Origin of the sequence: Ideonella sp. (assembly GCF_041914305.1) — a bacterium.
Lineage (GTDB): Bacteria > Pseudomonadota > Gammaproteobacteria > Burkholderiales > Burkholderiaceae_C > Ideonella.
The window spans coordinates 311,156-329,901 of record NZ_JAYSDQ010000005.1 but is presented as its reverse complement, the minus strand read 5'-3'; the positions used below and the strand labels follow the sequence as shown (position 1 = coordinate 329,901).

The 18,746-nt window shown below is 67.7% G+C and carries 19 protein-coding genes; 4 read left to right on the top strand and 15 right to left on the bottom strand.

Going from position 1 to position 18,746, the window contains the following annotated elements; translation table 11 throughout:
- Window positions 1–72 precede the first annotated feature (72 nt).
- Together pmbA and ACE3SG_RS09430 are read left to right on the top strand one after the other, a co-directional pair.
- Window positions 73–1,446, top strand: coding sequence for a metalloprotease PmbA (gene pmbA / locus ACE3SG_RS09435; RefSeq protein WP_374564422.1), 1,374 nt, complete (start codon window positions 73–75; stop codon window positions 1,444–1,446).
- Between the two features lie 230 nt (window positions 1,447–1,676).
- The gene (locus tag ACE3SG_RS09430) at window positions 1,677–2,759 is read left to right on the top strand and encodes a TRAP transporter substrate-binding protein (protein WP_374564488.1); all 1,083 of its coding nucleotides are present in this window, start codon (window positions 1,677–1,679) and stop codon (window positions 2,757–2,759) included.
- Window positions 2,760–2,829: 70 nt separating this feature from the next.
- Here the strand turns inward: ACE3SG_RS09430 and nhaD are convergent, their stop codons facing one another.
- The 11 genes from nhaD to ACE3SG_RS09375 form a co-directional block, all read right to left on the bottom strand.
- Window positions 2,830–4,104 (bottom strand): sodium:proton antiporter NhaD, encoded by a 1,275-nt coding sequence (gene nhaD / locus ACE3SG_RS09425; RefSeq protein ID WP_374564420.1) that lies wholly within the window; start codon window positions 4,102–4,104, stop codon window positions 2,830–2,832.
- Window positions 4,105–4,109: 5 nt separating this feature from the next.
- Entirely contained in the window at window positions 4,110–5,870 is a 1,761-nt protein-coding gene (locus ACE3SG_RS09420; protein WP_374564418.1) for a TRAP transporter large permease subunit, read from the bottom strand.
- Entirely contained in the window at window positions 5,870–6,484 is a 615-nt protein-coding gene (locus tag ACE3SG_RS09415) for a TRAP transporter small permease subunit (RefSeq protein ID WP_374564416.1), read from the bottom strand. Before ACE3SG_RS09415 ends, ACE3SG_RS09420 begins: the two co-directional genes overlap by 1 nt.
- Before the next feature lie 147 nt (window positions 6,485–6,631).
- Complete coding sequence (locus tag ACE3SG_RS09410) at window positions 6,632–6,982, bottom strand: TIGR01244 family sulfur transferase (RefSeq protein ID WP_374564414.1); 351 nt, start codon at window positions 6,980–6,982, stop codon at window positions 6,632–6,634.
- A gap of 14 nt (window positions 6,983–6,996) precedes the next feature.
- A complete protein-coding gene (locus ACE3SG_RS09405) occupies window positions 6,997–7,443 on the bottom strand; it encodes a GatB/YqeY domain-containing protein (RefSeq protein WP_374564412.1) in 447 nt (148 codons plus the stop codon).
- Window positions 7,444–7,563: 120 nt separating this feature from the next.
- Window positions 7,564–7,776, bottom strand: a complete 213-nt coding sequence (gene rpsU, locus ACE3SG_RS09400) for a 30S ribosomal protein S21 (RefSeq protein WP_009551973.1) — start codon at window positions 7,774–7,776, stop codon at window positions 7,564–7,566.
- Between the two features lie 161 nt (window positions 7,777–7,937).
- Window positions 7,938–9,182, bottom strand: a complete 1,245-nt coding sequence (locus ACE3SG_RS09395; RefSeq protein WP_374564409.1) for an NAD(P)/FAD-dependent oxidoreductase — start codon at window positions 9,180–9,182, stop codon at window positions 7,938–7,940.
- Between the two features lie 6 nt (window positions 9,183–9,188).
- Entirely contained in the window at window positions 9,189–10,016 is an 828-nt protein-coding gene (locus ACE3SG_RS09390; RefSeq protein WP_374564407.1) for a sulfite exporter TauE/SafE family protein, read from the bottom strand.
- 21 nt (window positions 10,017–10,037) lie between these two features.
- Window positions 10,038–10,502: an EVE domain-containing protein gene (locus ACE3SG_RS09385; RefSeq protein WP_374564406.1), complete on the bottom strand. Its 465-nt coding sequence runs from the start codon at window positions 10,500–10,502 to the stop codon at window positions 10,038–10,040.
- A gap of 356 nt (window positions 10,503–10,858) precedes the next feature.
- Complete coding sequence (locus ACE3SG_RS09380) at window positions 10,859–11,185, bottom strand: cell division protein ZapA (RefSeq protein ID WP_374564404.1); 327 nt, start codon at window positions 11,183–11,185, stop codon at window positions 10,859–10,861.
- Window positions 11,182–11,397: a DUF904 domain-containing protein gene (locus ACE3SG_RS09375; protein WP_374564402.1), complete on the bottom strand. Its 216-nt coding sequence runs from the start codon at window positions 11,395–11,397 to the stop codon at window positions 11,182–11,184. The genes ACE3SG_RS09380 and ACE3SG_RS09375 overlap by 4 nt, the downstream gene beginning before the upstream one ends.
- Window positions 11,398–11,552: 155 nt before the next feature.
- On the opposite strand from ACE3SG_RS09375, the gene ACE3SG_RS09370 reads away from it, so the two are divergent.
- Both ACE3SG_RS09370 and ACE3SG_RS09365 read left to right on the top strand, forming a co-directional pair.
- Window positions 11,553–12,494: a FecCD family ABC transporter permease gene (locus tag ACE3SG_RS09370; RefSeq protein ID WP_374564400.1), complete on the top strand. Its 942-nt coding sequence runs from the start codon at window positions 11,553–11,555 to the stop codon at window positions 12,492–12,494.
- The gene (locus tag ACE3SG_RS09365) at window positions 12,491–13,231 is read left to right on the top strand and encodes an ABC transporter ATP-binding protein (RefSeq protein WP_374564398.1); all 741 of its coding nucleotides are present in this window, start codon (window positions 12,491–12,493) and stop codon (window positions 13,229–13,231) included. The genes ACE3SG_RS09370 and ACE3SG_RS09365 overlap by 4 nt, the downstream gene beginning before the upstream one ends.
- A 4-nt stretch (window positions 13,232–13,235) precedes the next feature.
- Here ACE3SG_RS09365 and ACE3SG_RS09360 read toward each other — a convergent pair whose 3' ends face one another.
- The 4 genes from ACE3SG_RS09360 to ACE3SG_RS09345 are packed head-to-tail and all read right to left on the bottom strand — an operon-like array spanning window position 13,236 to window position 18,664.
- The gene (locus ACE3SG_RS09360; RefSeq protein WP_374564396.1) at window positions 13,236–14,462 is read right to left on the bottom strand and encodes a right-handed parallel beta-helix repeat-containing protein; all 1,227 of its coding nucleotides are present in this window, start codon (window positions 14,460–14,462) and stop codon (window positions 13,236–13,238) included.
- 51 nt (window positions 14,463–14,513) lie between these two features.
- Window positions 14,514–15,632 (bottom strand): lytic murein transglycosylase B, encoded by a 1,119-nt coding sequence (gene mltB / locus ACE3SG_RS09355; protein WP_374564394.1) that lies wholly within the window; start codon window positions 15,630–15,632, stop codon window positions 14,514–14,516.
- Entirely contained in the window at window positions 15,629–17,695 is a 2,067-nt protein-coding gene (locus ACE3SG_RS09350; protein WP_374564392.1) for a transglutaminaseTgpA domain-containing protein, read from the bottom strand. The genes mltB and ACE3SG_RS09350 overlap by 4 nt, the downstream gene beginning before the upstream one ends.
- A gap of 12 nt (window positions 17,696–17,707) precedes the next feature.
- A complete protein-coding gene (locus tag ACE3SG_RS09345) occupies window positions 17,708–18,664 on the bottom strand; it encodes a DUF58 domain-containing protein (protein ID WP_374564390.1) in 957 nt (318 codons plus the stop codon).
- Between the last annotated feature and the right edge of the window lie 82 nt (window positions 18,665–18,746).

Below are 18,746 nucleotides of genomic sequence, written 5' to 3'. Positions count from 1 at the left end.
CGCCCGGGGCGCCCTGCCATGACCAGGGCCGAACCGGCGGGTTTTGCACTTCCAAGCCTCGAGCAAAAAACGATGACCCCAACCGCCGCCCGCACGGGCTTTGCCTACAGCCGCGAACAGTTCCAGCAGATCGTCGAGGACGTGCTCGGCATGGCGCGTGACCTGGGCACCAGTGATGCGGGGGTCGAGGTCAGCGAGGGCAGCGGCATCAGCGTGTCGGTGCGCAAGGGCGAGGTCGAGCATGTCGAGCGCAACCGCGACAAGTCGGTCGGCGTGTCGGTCTACCTGGGCCAGCGCCGCGGCAATGCGAGCACCTCGGATTTCTCTGCCGCCGCGCTGGCGCAGACGGTGCGCGCCGCCTACGACATCGCCCGCTTCACCGCCGAAGACCCGGCCGCCGGCCTGCCCGATGCCGAAGACCTGGCCACCGCCGCTGAAGTGGCGCAGGACCTGGACCTGTTCCACCCCTGGGCGCTGGACGCCGAAACCGCCGCCGAGCTGGCGCGTCGCGCCGAAGACGCCGCGCTGTCGGTCGACAAGCGCATCACCAACTCCGAGGGCGGTTCGGTGTCGGCCCAGCAGTCGCACTTCTGGGCCGGCAACAGCCGGGGCTTTCGCGGCGGCTACGCCAGCTCGCGCCATTCGCTGTCGGTCTCGCCGATCGCCGGCAAGGGCAACGACATGCAGCGCGACTACTGGTACACCTCGATGCGCGACGCGCTCGAGCTGGCCGCCCCCGAGGCGGTTGGCCGCTACGCCGCCGAGCGCGCGCTGTCGCGCCTGAAGTCGCGCAAGGTCAAGACCTGCGAGGTGCCGGTGCTGTTCGAGTCGACCGTCGCGGCGGGCCTGCTGGGCGCGTTCGTGCAGGGCACCAGCGGCGGCTCGTTGTACCGCAAGGCCAGCTTCCTGCAGGACAGCCTGGGCCAGACCATCTGGCCCGAGCACATCGACATCGCCGAAGACCCGCACCAGCGCCGCGGCAAGGGCAGTGCGCCGTTCGACGACGAAGGCGTGCGCACCAAGGCGCGCCAGGTGGTGTCGGCCGGCGTGGTGCAGGGCTACTTCCTGTCGAGCTATTCGGCGCGCAAGCTGGGCATGAAGACCACCGGCCACGCCGGCGGCTCGCAGAACCTGCGCCTGACCAGCCGCCTGACGCAACCTGGCGACCACCTGGAGCAGATGCTGCGCAAGCTGCACCGCGGCCTGTTCGTCACCGAGCTGATGGGCCAGGGCGTGAACTACGTGACCGGCGACTACTCGCGCGGTGCCGCCGGCTTCTGGGTCGAGGACGGGCGCATCGCTTTCCCGGTGCACGAGATCACCATCGCCGGCAACCTGCGCGACATGCTCAAGGGCATCTCCGCCGTCGGTGCCGATGCCTACAACATGGGCGCCAAGACGATCGGCTCGGTCCTTGTGGACAGAATGAAGCTCGCCGGCAGCTGACTTGCTTTCTGCGGGCCAGCGGCCCGCCGCCGAGCGCGTGGGGCCTCAGGTAGTTTCCCGAAGTTCAGCAAGTTGCAAGCTTCGCTTCGCGATGATGATCTGCGGATCGTGGCCGTGGAGGTACGGTCGAGTGGCGCGCGGGTATTCCCCGCACGCGCTCGGGAGGGCACTTCCTAGAATTTGCCGCGTCTGATGTTTGTTCCTATCGCAACAGGAGACTCTTGACCATGATGGAACGTCGTTCCTTTGTTCGTGGCGCCGGCTTGGCTGGCGTACTCGCCGCGGGTGCCGCGCCTGCAATCGTGCACGCGCAGGCCAACATCCGCTGGCGCCTGGCCTCCAGCTTCCCGAAGTCCTTGGACACCATCTTTGGCGCTGCCGAAGTGTTTGCGAAGAAGGTCAAGGAGATGTCGAGCGGCAAGTTCGAAATCTCGGTCCATGCCGGCGGCGAGCTGATGCCCCCGTTCGGCGTGGTCGACGGTGTGCAGAACGGCACCGTCGAGATGGCCCATACGGCACCGTACTATTTCTTCGGCAAGGACGAAACCTTCGGCCTGGGCTGCGCGATCCCGTTCGGCTTGAACAGCCGCCAGATGACCGCGTGGATGGTCGAAGGCAACGGCATGAAGCTGATGCGCGAGTTCTACAAGAACTACAACATCATCAACTTCATGGGCGGCAACACCGGTGCCCAGATGGGCGGCTGGTACCGCAAGGAAGTCAAGACCCTGGCCGACATCAAGGGCATGAAGATGCGCATTGGCGGCTTCGGCGGCAAGGTGCTGGAGCGCATTGGTGGCGTGCCGCAGAGCATTCCCGGCGGTGAGATCTACTCCGCACTGGAGAAGGGCACCATCGACGCGGCCGAGTGGGTGGGCCCGTACGACGACCAGAAGCTGGGCTTCAACAAGGTCGCGGGCTTCTACAACTACCCCGGGTGGTGGGAAGGCGGCCCGCAGCTCGACTTCTACATCAACACCAAGGCGTACGACGGTTTGTCGGCCGAATACAAGGCGATCATCGAAGCGGCCTCGGCAGTTGCCCACATCGACATGCAGGGCAAATACGATGCCAAGAACCCGGCAGCGCTGAAGCAGTTGGTGGGAGCCGGCACCAAGCTCGTGCGTTTCCCGAAGGACGTGATGGACGCCGCCTTCAAGGAGGCGATGGCGCTGTACAGCGAGCTTTCGGGCAAGAACCCGAACTGGAAGAAGGTCTACGAGGACTTCGCCAACTTCCGCCGCGACCAGAACCTGTGGTTCCGCTTCGCCGAAGCCGGCTTCGACGACTTCATGCAGCAGCAAAAGCTCTGATCCGGGTGGCCGATCACCGGCCACGAAAAAAAGGGGTGCGGCGTGAGCCGCACCCCTTTTGCCTTCTGGGTTACGCGAACTCGACCAGGTAGGCCGCCGCGCCCGCCAGGTAACCCAGCAGCGCCAGGCCGCTGATGTGCTTGACGTACCAACCGAAGCTGATCCGCTCCAGGCCCATCGCGGCAACGCCGGCTGCCGAGCCGATGATCAGGATGGAACCACCGGTGCCTGCGCAATAGGCCAGGAACTCCCAGATGAAATGATCGGGTGGGTAGTCGCCCAGGCTGTACATGCCCATCGACGCGGCGACCAACGGCACGTTGTCGACGACTGCGCTGGCCAGCCCGATGCTCATCACGATCAGATCCAGCCGGCCGATCGTCTGGCTGAGCCAGGCGGCGAGCGACGCCAGCAGGTGGGTGTGCTCGAGGGTGGCCACTGCCAGCAGAATGCCGATGAAGAAGACGATCGACGCCATGTCGATACGGCTCAGCGCGTGGACCAGCGTCAAGCGCTGCTTGTCGTCGTCGTGCTTGCGGCGATGGACCAGGTCGCCCACCAGCCACAACACGCCCAAGCCGAACAAGATGCCCATGAACGGCGGCAGGTGTGTGATCGTCTTGAATGCCGGCACGCTCACCAGGATGGCCAGGCCGAAGAAGAACATCAGGTTGCGCTCGAACGCGGTGGTGTGGACATCGGCATCGCCCGCGTCGCGTGGTGGGCTGACGACCGGGCGGCCGCGCAACAGGAAGGCGGTGACCGCCAAAGGCACCGCCAGGCTGACCAGCGATGGCAAGAACAGCGCCTTCATGATCGACAGGCTGGTCACCTGGCCGCCGATCCACAACATCGTGGTGGTCACGTCACCGATAGGCGTCCACGCGCCGCCGGCGTTGGCGGCGATGACGATGATGCCGGCGAAGAACAGGCGATCGTCCTGCTTGTGCAACAGCTTGCGGATCAGCGAGACCATCACGATGGTGGTGGTCAGGTTGTCGAGGATGGCGCTGAGGAAAAAGGTCACGGCGCCGACCAGCCACATCAGGCTCGAGAGCTTGGTGGTCTTGATGCGGGCCGTGATGACGTCGAAGCCGTTGTGCGCATCGACCACTTCCACGATGGTCATCGCGCCCATCAGGAAGAAGACGATCTGGGCAGTGCCCATCAGCGTCTCGCCCAACTGCTCGCCGACCAGGTGGGTGTCGCCGGTGAGCGTCGCGTAGATCGTCCACAGCAGCCCCGCGCCGATCAGCGCGGAGGCAGACTTGTTGACGCCCAGTGGGTGCTCCAACGCGATCGCTGCATAGGCGACAACGAAGACAATGACGATGGCAGCCAGCATCGCTGTCACTTCTTTGGCGGCTCGCCAAAGCCTTGCATCGGGTCGAACGCTTCGCTGGCCGCCGGCTCGGCGCCCGACGGACCCGACGGATGCTCGCCTTGCATCATTTGCTCCAGGGCCTTGTCGGCGTCGATCTGGGTCGTCTCCCCGATGCCGCCCACCACCATGGCGGGGAACGCGACGATGGAAGCCACCATCAGGACCTGCAGCACGATGAAGGCGATCGATCCCTTGTAGATCTGGGTCGTGGTCACGGCAGGAATGGTCTCGCCGGTGATGCGGTCCTTGTAGTCGGATTTCGCGGCCACGCTGCGCAGGTAGAACAGCGCAAAGCCGAAGGGCGGCGTGAGGAACGAGGTCTGCAGGTTCATCGCGATGATGACGCCGAACCAGATCATCACGGCATCAGGCGGGATGCCGGGCAACATGGCCGGCAGCAGTTTCTCGGCCACCGGCACCAGCATCGGGATCACGATGAAGGCGATCTCGAAGAAGTCGATGAAGCAACCGAGCACGAACACCAGCAGGTTGACGACGATCAGGAAGCCCAGCGCGCCGCCAGGCAGCTTCGCGAACAGGTGCTCGACCCAGACGTGCCCGTCGGCCGCGTTGAAGGTGAAGCTGAACACCGTCGAGCCGATCAGGATGAACAGCACGAAAGTGGCGAGCTTGGCGGTGTTCTCGAGCGCCTGGTTCAGAAGCTTCAGGTTCAGCTGTCGCCGGCCGATGGCCATCAGCAACGCGCCGAGCGCGCCCATCGCGCCGCCTTCCGTCGGTGTGGCGATGCCGAGGAAGATGGTGCCCAGCACGAGGAAGATCAGCACCAGCGGCGGGATCAGCACGAAGGTCACTCGCTCGGCCAGGCGCGACAGCAGGCCCAGCTTGAGGGCGCGGTTCAGCAGCGCCAGCAGCAGTGCCAGCAGCGACGACACCGTCATCGACATGATCAGGATCTCGTCGCCCGGTGCCGCTGTTTGGCGGTTGAGCCAGGCGTTCATCAGGCTGCCGTGGACCTGCGACCAGGCCCAGCCGGCGAAGGCACACAGCGCCAGCAGGATCAGCAGCGACCGATGGCCGCTGGCGCCGTTGGGCTCACGGTAGATGCGCGCCTCGGCCGGCAGTGCCGGCACCCAGGTCGGCTTGACGATCGCGACCACGGCGATGAAGGCGATGTACAGAGCGACCAGCAACAGGCCCGGGATCAGCGCGCCGGCATACATGTCGCCAACCGAACGCCCCATCTGATCGGCCAAAACGATCAGCACCAGCGACGGCGGGATGGCCTGCGCCAGCGTGCCCGAGGCCGTGATCGTGCCGGTGGCAATGGTGCGGTTGTAGCCGTAGCGCAGCATGATGGGCAGCGAAATCAGCCCCATCGAGATCACCGCGGCAGCGACGACGCCGGTGGTGGCGGCCAGCAGCGCGCCGACCAGGATCACCGCGATCGCCAGGCCGCCGCGCACCGGCCCGAAGACCTGGCCGACGGTTTCGAGCAGATCCTCGGCCATCCCCGATCGCTCGAGGATGATGCCCATGAACGTGAAGAAGGGGATCGCCAGCAAGGTGTCGTTCTGCATGATGCCGAACACCCGCAGCGGCAGGGCCTGGAACAGCGTGGGGCCGAACAGACCAACCTCCATGCCGACAAAGCCGAACAGCAACCCGGTGGCGGCCAGGCCGAAGGCAACCGGGATACCCGTCAGCAGAAAGACCAGCAGACCGCTGAACATCAGCGGCACGAAATTCTCGGCAATGAAATGGGTCATCAGCGGCTCCCCTCGTGGCCGGTCTTGTCGTGTACGGGGGCGCCGGCAGCGAGCTCTTCGACCAGTTCTTCCTCGACCGACTTGGAGTGCATGTCGGTGAAGGGCTGGTCACGGTGCCCGGTGAGGAAGGCCACGCGCTTGACCAGCTCCGACAGCGATTGCACGAGCAGGATCGCGAAGCCGGCGGGGATCAGCGCCAGCACCGGCCAGCGGATCAGCCCGCCGGCGTTCTGGCTCATCTCACCCGACACCCAGGCGTTGTGGAACAGCGGCCAGCCCAGGGTGACCATGATGATCGACAGCGGGATCGTGAAGACGACCATGCCCACTGCATCGATGATCGCGTTGGTGCGGGTGGAAAGGCGCGCCGAGATGAAGTCGATGCGCACATGCCCGTTGTGCAGGAAGACATACCCCACGCCTAGCATGAACACGCCGGCGAACAGGTACCACTGGATCTCGAGGAACGAGTTCGAGCTGTAGTTGAACAGCTTGCGCACGATGGCATTGCCGGCGCTGATGAGCACCGCTGCCAGCACGAGCCAGCGAATGAACTTGCCGATAGCCTCGTTGAACGAGTCTATCCAGGCCGAGAGGCGCAACAGGGGGGCCAAGGGTGTCTCCTGGAAGGTCGCGGACGTGGACCGATTCTGCGGGAGGCCGGTTGGGCCTCAGGCGCGGTGTAACCCGCACCTGCGCAGAGTGGTTGGCGCGACTGTAGGAGCTTGGCCCTGAAAGGACGCTTAATCGCTGCGCCGGGGTCAACCCTGAGTCGCGGCGGTCAGGAACAGCTTGGTCGAGCGTGCGCCCGAGCGGCAAAAGGCCAGCATCGGCTTGGGCAACTCGGCCAGCAACCGGGCAAAGGCGGCGATCTCTTCGGGCGACTGGTAGCCGCCGTTGACCGGCAGGAAGCGGTACTCGAGGCCGGCCGCCTGGGCGGCGGCTTCGATCGCGGCGCTGGTCGGCTGGTCCGGGCCGTGCTCGAAATCGGGCCGGTTGTTCACGACGCTGCGAAAGCCCAGCCGCGCCAGCTCGGCCATCGCCTCGGGGGTCAGTTGCGGGGCAACGCAGACGTCGTCGGCGATCTGGCGAATCGGCAATGAGGATTGCATGGGGCGCTCCCGGGTTACTTGGACAGGGCCTGCTTGACCGCGGCCGAGACCAAGCCCATGTCGGCCTTGCCGGCCAGCTTGGCCTTGGCCGCGCCCATCACCTTGCCCATGTCGCCCGGGCCGGCGGCGCCCAGTTCGGCCACCAGCGCCGCGATCTCGGCGTTGATCTCGTCGGCGCTCAGGCGCTGGGGCAGGTAGGCGTTCAGCACGGTGACCTCGGCGCTTTCCTTGTCGGCCAGGTCGGTGCGCCCGGCTTGCTGGAAGGCGGCGATCGAGTCCTTGCGCTGCTTGATCAGCTTGTCGACGATGCCGATGACGGTGGCGTCGTCCAGCTCGATGCGTTCATCGACTTCTTTTTGCTTGCAGGCGGCCAGCAGCATGCGGATCGTCGACAGGCGGTCGGCTTCCTTGGCGCGCATGGCGGCCTTCATGTCTTCGGTGATGCGTTCTTTCAGGGTCATCAAAGTCTCCCAGCTTCAAACTCGAACAACGTCAATGTCAAAAAACAAAAAGCCCGCAACGGCGTCCCGCGCGGGCTTCTTCGAAACGAGCAGCGCTTGCGCGCGGCGAGCGTACCGGAATCAGTACAGCTTCTTCGGCAGCTGCATGCTGCGAACGCGCTTGTAGTGGCGCTTCACGGCAGCGGCCTTCTTGCGCTTGCGCTCGGAGGTGGGCTTCTCGTAGAACTCGCGAGCGCGCAGTTCGGTCAGCAGGCCCAGCTTCTCGATGGTGCGCTTGAAACGGCGCAGCGCCACGTCGAACGGCTCGTTTTCCTTGACTCGGATGGTTGTCATTGACTGAAGAATCCTTCGGGGGATGGATGCGCTCGGTGCCTTGCGTCGCTGCGGGGTTTGAGACCGGTTTTCACCTGCTCAAGCGGGCCGCATCGAACTCGAGTTTCGCAAGATCGACACGCGGTTTGCCAGCAAAGACAGTGATTCTACTCTGAAAACAGTCAGCTTGCCAAATTGGCGCTGGCCGGCTGTTGCTGCGCCGCCAGTGCCTCGGCGCAGGCGTGGGCGCTGGACCAGGCCCATTGGAAGTTGTAGCCGCCGAGCCAGCCGGTCACGTCGACCACCTCGCCGATGAAGTACAGCCCCGGCTGCAGCTTGCTTTCCATCGTCTGCGAGCTGAGGTCGCGGGTGTCGACGCCGCCGGCCATCACCTCGGCCTTGCGCCAGCCTTCGTCGCCGGTGGGCTGCAGCTCCCATTGCTGCAGGCTGGTGGCCAACTGGCGCAATGCGGCGTCGGGCAGCTGCGGCATCGGCAGGTCGGCGGCAGGGCCGTGCTTGGCCAGCCAGGCATCGGCCAGGCGCTGCGGCAGCCAGGTGGCCAGCTCGTTGCCCAGCTGGCGGCGCGAGCGCACCTTGGCCTGGGCCAGCTCGGCGGCCAGGTCGTGGCCTGGCGCCAGGTTGATCCGCAGGGCCTGGCCCAGGCGCCAGAAGCTGGAGATCTGCAGCACCGCGGGGCCGGACAGGCCGCGATGGGTGAACAGCAGGTCTTCGAGAAATTCGGTGCGCACCGGCCCGCGGCGCCCCGGGCTGGCGGTGGAGATGGCCACCGGCAGCGCGATGCCGGCCATCGGCACGAAGGGGGCCCATTCGGCGGCGTCGAAGGTCAGCGGCACCAGGGCCGGCCGCGGCTCGACGATGCGGTGGCCAAAACGCTCGGCCCAGCGCAGCCCGACATCGGTGGCGCCGATCTTGGGCACCGGCAGGCCGCCGGTGGCGACAACGACGGCCGCGGTGGTCACCTCGCCGCGGTCGGTGGCCACCACCCAGTCGGCCGCCTCGCGCCGCAGGCCCGAGACCTTGCAAGGCTGCCAACGCGTGACCCGGCCTTCGTCGCATTCGCGCAGCAGCATCACGATGATCTGCTCGGCCGAGTCGTCGCAGAAGAGCTGCCCCTTGTGCTTCTCGTGAAAGGCGATGCCGTGCCTGCGCACCAGTGCGACGAAATCTGCTGCGGTGTAGCGCGCGAGCGCCGAGCGGCAGAAGTGCGGGTTCTCGGACAGGAACTGCGCCGGCGATGCCTCGCGGTTGGTGAAGTTGCAGCGGCCGCCGCCCGAGATGCGGATCTTCTCGCCCAGCTTGGGCGCGTGGTCGATCAGCAGCACCTTCAGCCCACGCTGGCCGGCCTGCGCAGCACAGAAAAGCCCGGCGGCGCCGGCGCCGATAATGACGGCGTCGAAACGGTTCATGCCCACTCAGCCGGCAAAGGCCTTGAACAGCATGTAGACGGCCAAGCCGTAGAGCAGCACCGCGAAGGCTCGCTTGAGTTGCGCCACGTTCATCGCATGTGCGGCCCGCGCGCCCAGCGGCGCCATCGTCACGCTGGCCGCCGCAATCAGCACCAGTGCCGGCAGGTACAGGTAGCCCACTGCGCCGGGCAGGGCGCTCGGCAGGTTCCAGCCCCCGATCACGTAGCCCAGCGTGCTGGCCACCGCCACCGGCACGCCCAACGCCGCGCTGGTGGCAACCGCGTTGTGGATCGGCACATTGCACCAGGTCATGAAAGGCACGCTGACGAAACCACCGCCCGCACCCACCAGGCCCGACAGGAAGCCGATGCCGGCGCCGGCCGCCGACTGGCCGGCCCAGCCCGGCATCTGGCGGTGCGGTGCCGGCTTCTTGCCGCGCAGCATCTGCGTGGCCGAGAAGCTGACGAACAGGCCGAAGACCAGCGCCAGCGCCTGGCCCTTGAGCAGCGCGAACGCACCGGCGCCCGCGAGCAACCCGCCCACGAGAATGCCCGGGGCCACGCCGCGCACGATGGACCACCGCACGGCGCCGCGGCTATGGTGGGCACGCACGCTCGACAACGACGTGAACAGAATCGTCGCCATCGAGGTGGCAATCGCCATCTTGACGGCCATGCTGGCCTCGACGCCGCGGTGGCTGAGGATCAGCGTCATGAACGGCACCAGCAGCATGCCGCCGCCGATGCCGAACAGGCCGGCCAGGAAACCGGCGCACACGCCCAGCACCAGCAACTCGGCGATCAGCGCCGGCGGCAACAGGTCCAGCCAGTTCATCGGGCGTTCGCCATCGGCCGGCTATTCACCCAGCAGCGCCAGCACGGCGCGCCACTCGGCCGGCGAGACGGGCGTGATCGACAGGCGATTGCCCGGCTGCAGCAGGCGCATCTCGGCCAGTTGCGGCGCCGCACGCATCTCTTTCAGTGGCAACAACCGGGTCTTCTTGACGAGCTTGACATCCACATGCTGCCAGCGTGGCTCTTCACGCTTGGACTTGGCGTCGTAGTAGGGGCTGTCGGGGTCGAACTGGGTCGCGTCCGGATAGGCGGTGCTGGCCACTTCGGCCAGGCCGGCCACACCGGGCTCGGGGCACGACGAGTGATAGAACAGCACGCCGTCGCCGACGCGCATCACATCGCGCATGAAGTTGCGTGCCTGGTAGTTGCGCACGCCGGTCCACGGCAGGGTCTGGTCGGGGGCCGCGGCGAGGTGGTCGATCGACGCCTCGTCGGGCTCGCTCTTCATCAGCCAGTATTGAGGCATCACCTGGGGCGTCAGAAATGCGCCCCGGGTGGGCGCTGGCAGCTTGGCGAATAAGGTGTCCACCGCAAACCGTGGGCCGCATTCCTGAACCCAGGGATTCAGGTGGGCGAGGTCAGCGCGGCGTCGGGTTCATCTGACGCGAGACGATCACACCAGCCGGGCAATGTTCCAAGCCCCGGCTCGCGAGAGCATCGGTTCAAGGAAATATAAAACCCACGCGGATGCGGTGGACGGTTTGATTCTAGGCGCTAGTGCCCTGTCCCACAAACAACTGCCATTGAGATTTGTCCATTGCGGTCCGTCGCAATGGCAGCTGTTTGCGGGACAGGACACTTGGCTTGCCGCGCAGCTTTGTCTCAGAGAAGTTGACCGTCGTCACCGAGCGTTGCATCGAGCCGCTCGATCAAGCCGTTGATCATCGCATCGGCCTCGGTGTCCGACAACGGCGTGTCATCTGCTGCCGCGCGTGACGGCGGTGCTGCCGGGCGCTCGGCCAGGCGGTAGGCGAGGTTCAGCGCCGCCAGCACGGCCATGCGTTCACGGGCCTTGACCTTGCCGGCGTCGCGGATGGCGCTCATCTCGCTGTCGACCGTGGCGACCGCGGCGTGCAGCAGCGATTCGCCGCCCTCGGGGCACGCGAGCAGGTAGCTCTGGCCCAGGATCGTCACTTCCAGTTGCTTCATTCAGCCGACCCCGGTGTGGCCTTCTCGATCGGCAGGCGGTCGAGCAGCGCGTCGATGCGCGAGCGGGCCGCGGCCAGGCGCGACTTCAGGCTGTCGCGTTCGGCCGTCACGCTCTGCAGTTGCTCGTTGAGCAAGGCATTGGTGCGGGCGAGTTCCTCGTGGCGCAGCACGAGGCGGTCGATGCGCTCGGCGAGATCCGGCAGGCGAGACATGGGCCTTCGGGGTGGGACTGGGAAACCCAATTGTAGGCATGGGTTACCGGCGACACGCCCGGGCTTGCCCCTGTGCGGCGGCGGTGGGCGGCGGCGGTGGGCGTGCAGCTTGGCATGGACAATGCGCTGCCCACCCGCTGAGTGCCCCCTACGCCTTGAGCCAAGCCCTGAGCCACCCGTCGATGCCGCTGCGCTGGAGCGTGGCCCTGGGTGCCGCCGTGCTGCTGGCCGCGGTGGCGCTGGCGGCTGGCAGCGGCGGCTGGGACGTCCAACTGATCCTCGCGCTGCGGCTGCCACGCGTCGTGGCGGCCGCGGGGGTCGGTGCCTTGCTCGCGTTGGCCGGTTTGATGATGCAGGTGCTGCTGCGCAACCCGCTGGCGGACCCGTATGTGCTGGGCACCTCGGGCGGTGCGTCGGTCGGCGCCTTGCTGGCGCTGTTGCTGGGCACCAGCCTGTGGCTCGGGGCGGGTTTGGGGGCTCTGGGGGCGGGCGCGCTGTTGCTGTGGCTGGCCCGCTCGGCGCTGGCCTCGACCGACGACGCCTCGCCGCGCCTCATCCTGGTCGGCGCGATGCTGGCGGCCCTGTTCGGCGCGCTGGCCACCTTGCTGTTGATGCTGACGCCCGACGAACGCCTGCGCGGCGCCATCTTCTGGCTCGTTGGTGATTTGTCTGCCGCGCAAGACCACGGCGTGGGGCTGGGCGCGGCGATGGTCTTGCTGCTGGGCTTGTTGTGGCGCGGCCGTTCGGTGGACCGCCTGATGCTCGGGGCCGAGGCCGCGGGGCTGCTGGGCGAGCCGGTGCGCCGCCTGCGGCTCGAGTTGCTGGTCGCCGCCTCGCTTGCGGTCGGCCTCGCGGTCGCCACGGCCGGGGCGGTCGGCTTTGTCGGCCTGGTGGTGCCGCAGGCCTGGCGGCTTGCTGGCGTGCAGCACACGCGTGAGCTGGCGGGCTTGTCGGCTCTGGGCGGCGCCACGCTGCTGGTCGGGGCCGATCTGGTCGCCCGCATCGCCGCCGCGCCGATGGAGTTGCCGGTGGGCGCGGTGATGGCCCTGCTCGGCGCGCCATGCTTCATCGCCTTGCTGATCCGGGGCACGCGATGAACGGTGCGCTGCTCGAAACCCGCCGGCTTGACCTGTGGGCCGGTGAGCACCGGTTGGTCGGTGAACTCGACTGGCGGGTCCAAGGCGGCGAGCGCTGGTGCCTGATCGGCCGCAATGCGGTGGGCAAAAGCAGCCTGCTGCGCGCACTGGCGGGCCTGCCGGTGGCCGGCCGCGCCGGCGAGGTGATCTGGCGCCAGCGAGACCAAGTCGACTGGCCTGCCGCAGAGGCCGCATGTTTGCGCGCCTGGATGCCGCAGCAAGCGGCCGACCGGTTTGCGCTGCCGGTGCGCCGCCTGCTCGACCTGTCGGTGGTTCAAGCCGGTGACGCGAGCGAGCGGGACGCCGATCTTGCGCAGCTCGACATCACCGAGCTGGGCGACCGCGTGCTGACGCAGCTGTCAGGCGGTGAACGCCAGCGCGTGGCCATTGCGCAAGCAGCGGCGCAAGGCGCGCCCTTGCTGCTGCTCGACGAGCCGATCGCGTTTCAAGACCCCGCGCATCAGGGCTTGGTGGCGCGTTGGGCGGCCGATTGGGTGGCTCGCCGCCCCGGCCGCGCGCTGGTGATGAGCAGCCACGACATGCACTGGGTGGCGCGCGCCGCGACGCATGTGCTGGCCCTGTTGGGCGACGGCCGCTGGCGCGCCGGGCCGGTCGATGAAATCCTTCAGGCCGAACCACTCCGCGAGATCTTCGATTGCGAGTGGCTGCCCGCTGGCGGCAGCTGGCTGCCGGCCTGAGTTCTCAGTTCCCCTGGTACTCGTAGGCGCCGAGGTCGACGACGGCGCCATGCCCGCCATCCGCGACGCGGCGTTTGCCTTTCCGGTCGCGTTTGATGTCGGCCACGGCGGCGTTGTCGCCCACATCGATCAAGGGCGATTGGCTTTGCAGGCTGTACGGGTTGGTGCCCGCCGTGCTTGCAAACAGGGGATCCGCCGAGAAGTTCGTGCCTCCTGTCGCCGTGCCGGCACAGGATCCGGTCGCTGCGGCACCTTGAGTCGCAAACACGTCATTGAAGCCGAACCGAGGGCTGCCGCTGCTGCAGTCAACGGCGCCAAGGATCGATGAGGAGCGCAGGATGTTGTTGTTGAATTGGACGTGATTGCCATCGCCCCAGAAATACAGCTCGGTGGCGCCTGCTGCCTTGTTATCCGCGATCGTGTTGTTGATGAAGGTGGCGGCGCCGCCCGTTGGGGCAGCCAGGTACACACCGCCGCCGTCCCTGGTTGCCTTGTTCTTGTAGATGAGGTTGTTGACGAAGCTCGCCACTTCCGGGGAGTTGGCATGGATCCGCACTCCGCCGCCGTCGGGCCCGTTGTTGAACCGAATCACATTGGCTGTGATCGTCATGGCCCCATTGCCACCAGCGTCGTTGATCACGAGTCCGCTGCCCTGATTGCGTTCGATTGTGTTGTTGGACACCGTCGTCGATCCCGGGGTCGAGTCGAGCGTGATGCTGTCGCCGGTGTTGAAGGCGATGTGGTTGTGACGGATGTAGACCGTGGCCACGTCTTGAGCGAAGATTCCGCTTCCCCAGGCGGCGGTGTTGTGGACGATTTCGTTGCGCTCGATGGCGACCGTTGCTTCGCCATAGACTCTGATGCCGCCGCCGCCTTCGAATTCGCCTGTCTTGCCGTTGCGCAATGTGAAGCCCGTTACGCGGGAGTTGGCGGACTGGTACGCTCCAACGACGATCACCGAGCCTTGCTCCTGAGCATCGATGATGGTCTGTTCCGCACCGGCCTCGCTGGTGATCGCGACGCCCTTGTTATAGATGTCGAGCCGCTCGTAGTAGGTGCCAGGGGCCACAAGCACCTCGTCGCCGCTCTGAGCGGCCGCGATCGCAGCCTGGATGGTCGGTGCGTTCGCGGGCACGCGAATGGTCTTGGCGTGCGCGACACCGGCAGCACCCACTGCCAGGGCGCAAGCAAGCATGCGCGTTGGAGTGACGCTGTATTTGGACGAGTGCATTGGGTCCTCCCTGGATTGGTTCAATTGCGGCGATGCTGCCGAGGCCCGGGATTATCGGCGTGGGCTGTTCAGCGGTTCGTCAACAAACTGCTGAGACCCCGCCGGCCGCATCTGCCGCAGCGCCCGCGCCAGCTCGATCACCGCCATCGCGTAGTAGCTGGACCAGTTGTAGCGCGTGACGACATAGAAGTTGCGCGTGCCGGCCACGTAGCTCGGCTCGGCGTCGCCGTTTTGCAGCATCACCAGTGCCATCGGGCCGTCGTGGGCGCGGCCGGCGTCGTCGAGTTTGGCACCGCGCTCGGCGAACTGCTGGGCGCTGAAGCTGGGCACGATGTCGGGCGCGAGCATCAAGGCGCGGTCGCGCAGCTCGGCCGGTGGCGTGACGGCGAAGTGCGTGGGCATGTCGCGCTGCCAGCCGAACTGCGCGAAGTAGTGGGCCACGCTGCCGACCACGTCGGCGCCGTTCGAGTCCAGGTCGATGCGGCCGTCGCCGTCGAAGTCGATCGCGTATTTCTGCAGCGTGCTGGGCATGAACTGCGGCAGGCCCATCGCGCCGGCGTACGAGCCTTTGACCGCGAGCGGGTCGCGTTGCTCGGCGGCGCACCAGGCGAGAAACGACTCCAGCTCGTTGCGGTAGAAGCCGCTGCGATCGGAGCGGCCGGTGGGGAAGTCGAACGACAAGGTGGCCAGTGCGTCGATCACCTTGAAGCCGCCCATGATGCGGCCGTAAAACGTCTCGACGCCGACGATGGCCACCACCATGTCCGGCGGCACGCCCCAGCGGGCCTCGGCATCGTTGAGCCAGCGCTCGTTGGCTTGCCACCAGCGCAGCCCTTCGCGGATGCGCTGCGGCTCGACGAAGCGGCTGCGGTAGGCGTCCCAGTTCTTGGCCGTGCCGGTGGGCGGCGGCATCACCAGGCGGGCCACGCTCGGCTGGTAGCGCGCCTGCGCCAATTGCTCGATCGCCCAATCGGCATCGAAGCCCTGGCGCTCGGCCGCTTGCTGAACGAAGGCGACCAGGTCTTCGCGCCGGCCGTAGGTGACGACGTCGGGCGCACTGTCGGCGCGCGCGGCGGGCGCTGCATGCGCCGTGCCGAGTTGGATGACCAGCAGGACCGGGGCGATGCCGAACGAAGAAAAACGGGCCAAGCCCGCAACCGAAAAAATCATGCCCCGATTATCGGCGGCGCGCTGGTCGTGGCCGGTGGCGGCGGTGCGTTGCGCGCCGCGGCCACGGCCTCGCGAAACTGCCGCCACCAGCCCGGTGGCGTGCCTTCGCGGCCGGGCCGGCCGTAGCGGTGCAGGTCGAGCTCGAGCAGCGCCTGCGCCGCGGCCTCGGCCCCGTTGCCACGCTGCTGCCGCAGGCGCTGGGCGAGGGCAGTCAGCGTGTCGCTGGGCTTGGCCTCGACACCCAGGCGCGCCAGCTCGCGGGTGATGCCGCCGCGCAGCTTTTGCCACGGGCTTTGTTTGCGCGCGTCGAACCAGGCCCAGACGGCGCCGGCCAGGCCAGCGCCGACCACCAACACCACCAGCACGCGGATCAGCGACAGCACGTCGGGCGACTGCATGCCCAGCTGGCCCATCAGGTCGAACTGCTGGCGCTTGCCGTAGCCGAGGATCCACTGGTTCCAGCGGTTGTCCAGGGCCTCGGCAAAGCGGCGCAGGCTCAGCCGCAGGTCGGGGCTGACGGCCTCGAAGGCGCCGGCGATGAAGCCGGGGGGCGCCTCCAGCGCCTGGCCGCGGCGGATGCGCTCGGGCGCGACCGCACCGGTCGGGTCGGCCCGCACCCAGCCGCGGCCGGCCTGCCAGTATTCGGTCCAGGCGTGGGCATTGCTCTGGCGCACGGCGTAGTAGCCGTCGACCGGCAGGAAATCGGTGCCCTGGTAGCCGGTGACGATGCGGGCCGGCACGCCCAGTGCACGCATGATCACGACGAACGAGGCCGCGTAGTGCTCGCAGAAGCCTTCGCGCCGGTCGAGCCAGAACTCGTCGACCGGGTCGTTTTGGTACGTGCCGGGCGCCAGCGTGTAGACATAGGGCTCGCGGCTGATGTGCTGCAGCACGGCGTTGACCAGCGTGGTGGCATCGGCGTCGCGCAGCGCGGGCTGGTTGCGCAGCGCCAGCGCCCAGGCGCGGGTGCGTGGGTGCCGGTTCGGCGGCAAGGCCAGCAGCGAGCGGCGCTCCATCGTGCGCAGGCCCGTGGCCAACGGGCCGCGCAGGTCGGCCTCGGCCTTCAGGATCACGCGCTCGGTCAACGGGCGGCGCAAGCGCCACTGGCCGCTGTTGTCGGGCTGGGCCGGCATGCCGGCGAGGGGCGGGTTGGCCTCGGGGGGCGTGCGGGTGCCTTCGAGCAGCGGCAGCCACTGGATGCGCAGCGGCTCGAGCGTCATCTCGTAGCGGTAGGTCGGCTCCACCGAAGCCGGGGCCTCGAGGGCCGGCGGCGTGAAGGCGTCGACATGCCATTGCTTGCCGTCGTAGTCGCTCAGCACCGGGCCGCGAAAGTACAGCGCGTCGGCTGGCGGCGGCTGGCCATCGAAGCGCAGGCGAAAGGCGATGCTGTCGTCGTTGGCCAACTCGGCCACGTCGCCCAGTTGCAGGTTGTCGGACAGGCCGGTGTGCGCGCCGGCGCCGGGCATGGCCCACAGCGGGCCGATGCGCGGGAACAGCAGGAACAGCGCGATCATCACCGGCGTGCCGACCAGCGCCGCGCGCCCCGCCAGGCCGGCGGCTTCGCGCAGCCGCGGCCGGCCGGCCGGCATGTGGGCCAGCGTCAGCGCCGTCAGCCAGCCCCAGACCGACAGGCCCATCGTCAGCGCCGTCCACAAAGACTGTGAGTACAAAAACTGCGTCAGCACCAGGAAGAAACCGAGGAAGAACACCACCAGCGCGTCGCGGCGGGCGCGCAGCTCGAGCGTCTTCAAGGCCATCAGCACCACCAGCAAGGTGACGCCGGCGTCCTTGCCGATCAGCGTGCGCTCGGTCCAGTAGGTCAGCCCGGCAGCCAGAAACAAGGTGCCGACCAGCCACCAGCGGCTGGGCAGTGGCGCCTGGCGCACGGCCAGCGAGCCGCGCCACAGCAGCACGGCGGCGCACAGCAGGCCCACCCAGGGGGTCAGGCGCAGCACATGCGGCGCGATGGTCCAGCCGATCACCGTCAACACGAACAAGGTGTCGCGCGAATCGCGGCTGGTGCTGCCGGTCCAGGTGCTCCAGGTCGAACCGAAGGGCTTCATCGCCGGTGTCTTTCAGCGCCAGGCGGCCAGTGCGCTCAGGGTGGCGTGGCGGTGCGGGGCACCGCTGGAGGGCGGCAACTCCAGCCCCGGCAGCCGCAGGCCATAGGCCAGGCCTTGGCGCTCGGCCAGCAGCACCCATGCGGCCAGGCGCGACAGGCGGGCTTCGGTTTCGGGCTGGCGGGTGGCGGCCCAGTCCAGCCACAGCTCCTGGCGCGCCGATTCGCGGCCCTCGCGGCTGATCAGCTCGCCGCTGCGCGCGACCTTTTTCCACGCCACCTGGCGCAGCGTGTCACCGCGCCGCCAGGGGCGCAGGCCGTCGAACTCGCCGCCTTGTGCACCGCGGGCCGGCACGGGCCCACCGGCCGTTGCCGCTGCCGCGGGCAGGGCTGCGGCGGGTTGCTCGGGCCGTGGGTAGACGCACAGCTGGCCGGCGGGCCGCCACAGCGACCAGGCGCGGAACAGCCCGAACGGGAAGCGCGTCTCGATCTTCAGCAGTGGCAGCGACTGCAGGCCGCGCTTGTCGGCCAGCACGCCGATGGCCACCGGCGACTGGCCCGCCGCGCCGATCTCGGCGAACGCCAGTTGCGCCGGCGCGCCCGACACCACCACCCCGAAGCCCAGGCCGTGGCGCGCCGCGCCAGGGTTCGTGACCACCACCTCGAGCGTCGCGCGGTCGCCGGCGAAAACAGGCGAGGGCGGCCGCGCATGCAGCGTCAGCCCGCGCAGGCTGTTGTGCGTCATGTGCATCGACGCGAGCGCGCTGCCGGCCAGCAGGAAGGTCAGCGCATAACCCAGGTTCAACTGGTAGTTGATCGACGCGATCAGCAGCACCATCAGCGTCACGCCGAAGAACAGCCCGGCGCGGGTTGGCACGATGTAGATGTTGCGCTGGCTCAGGTGCCACTGCTCGGCCGGCCGGTGCCGGCCTTGCCACCAGGTGTCCAAACCACGCTTCAGCCGAGCAAACATGTCACGCTCGAACCAAGGTGCTTGCGCGGATCCGGCTTTGCCGGTCCGCTGCAAGGGCCCCCTTGGGGGGCAGCGACCGGAA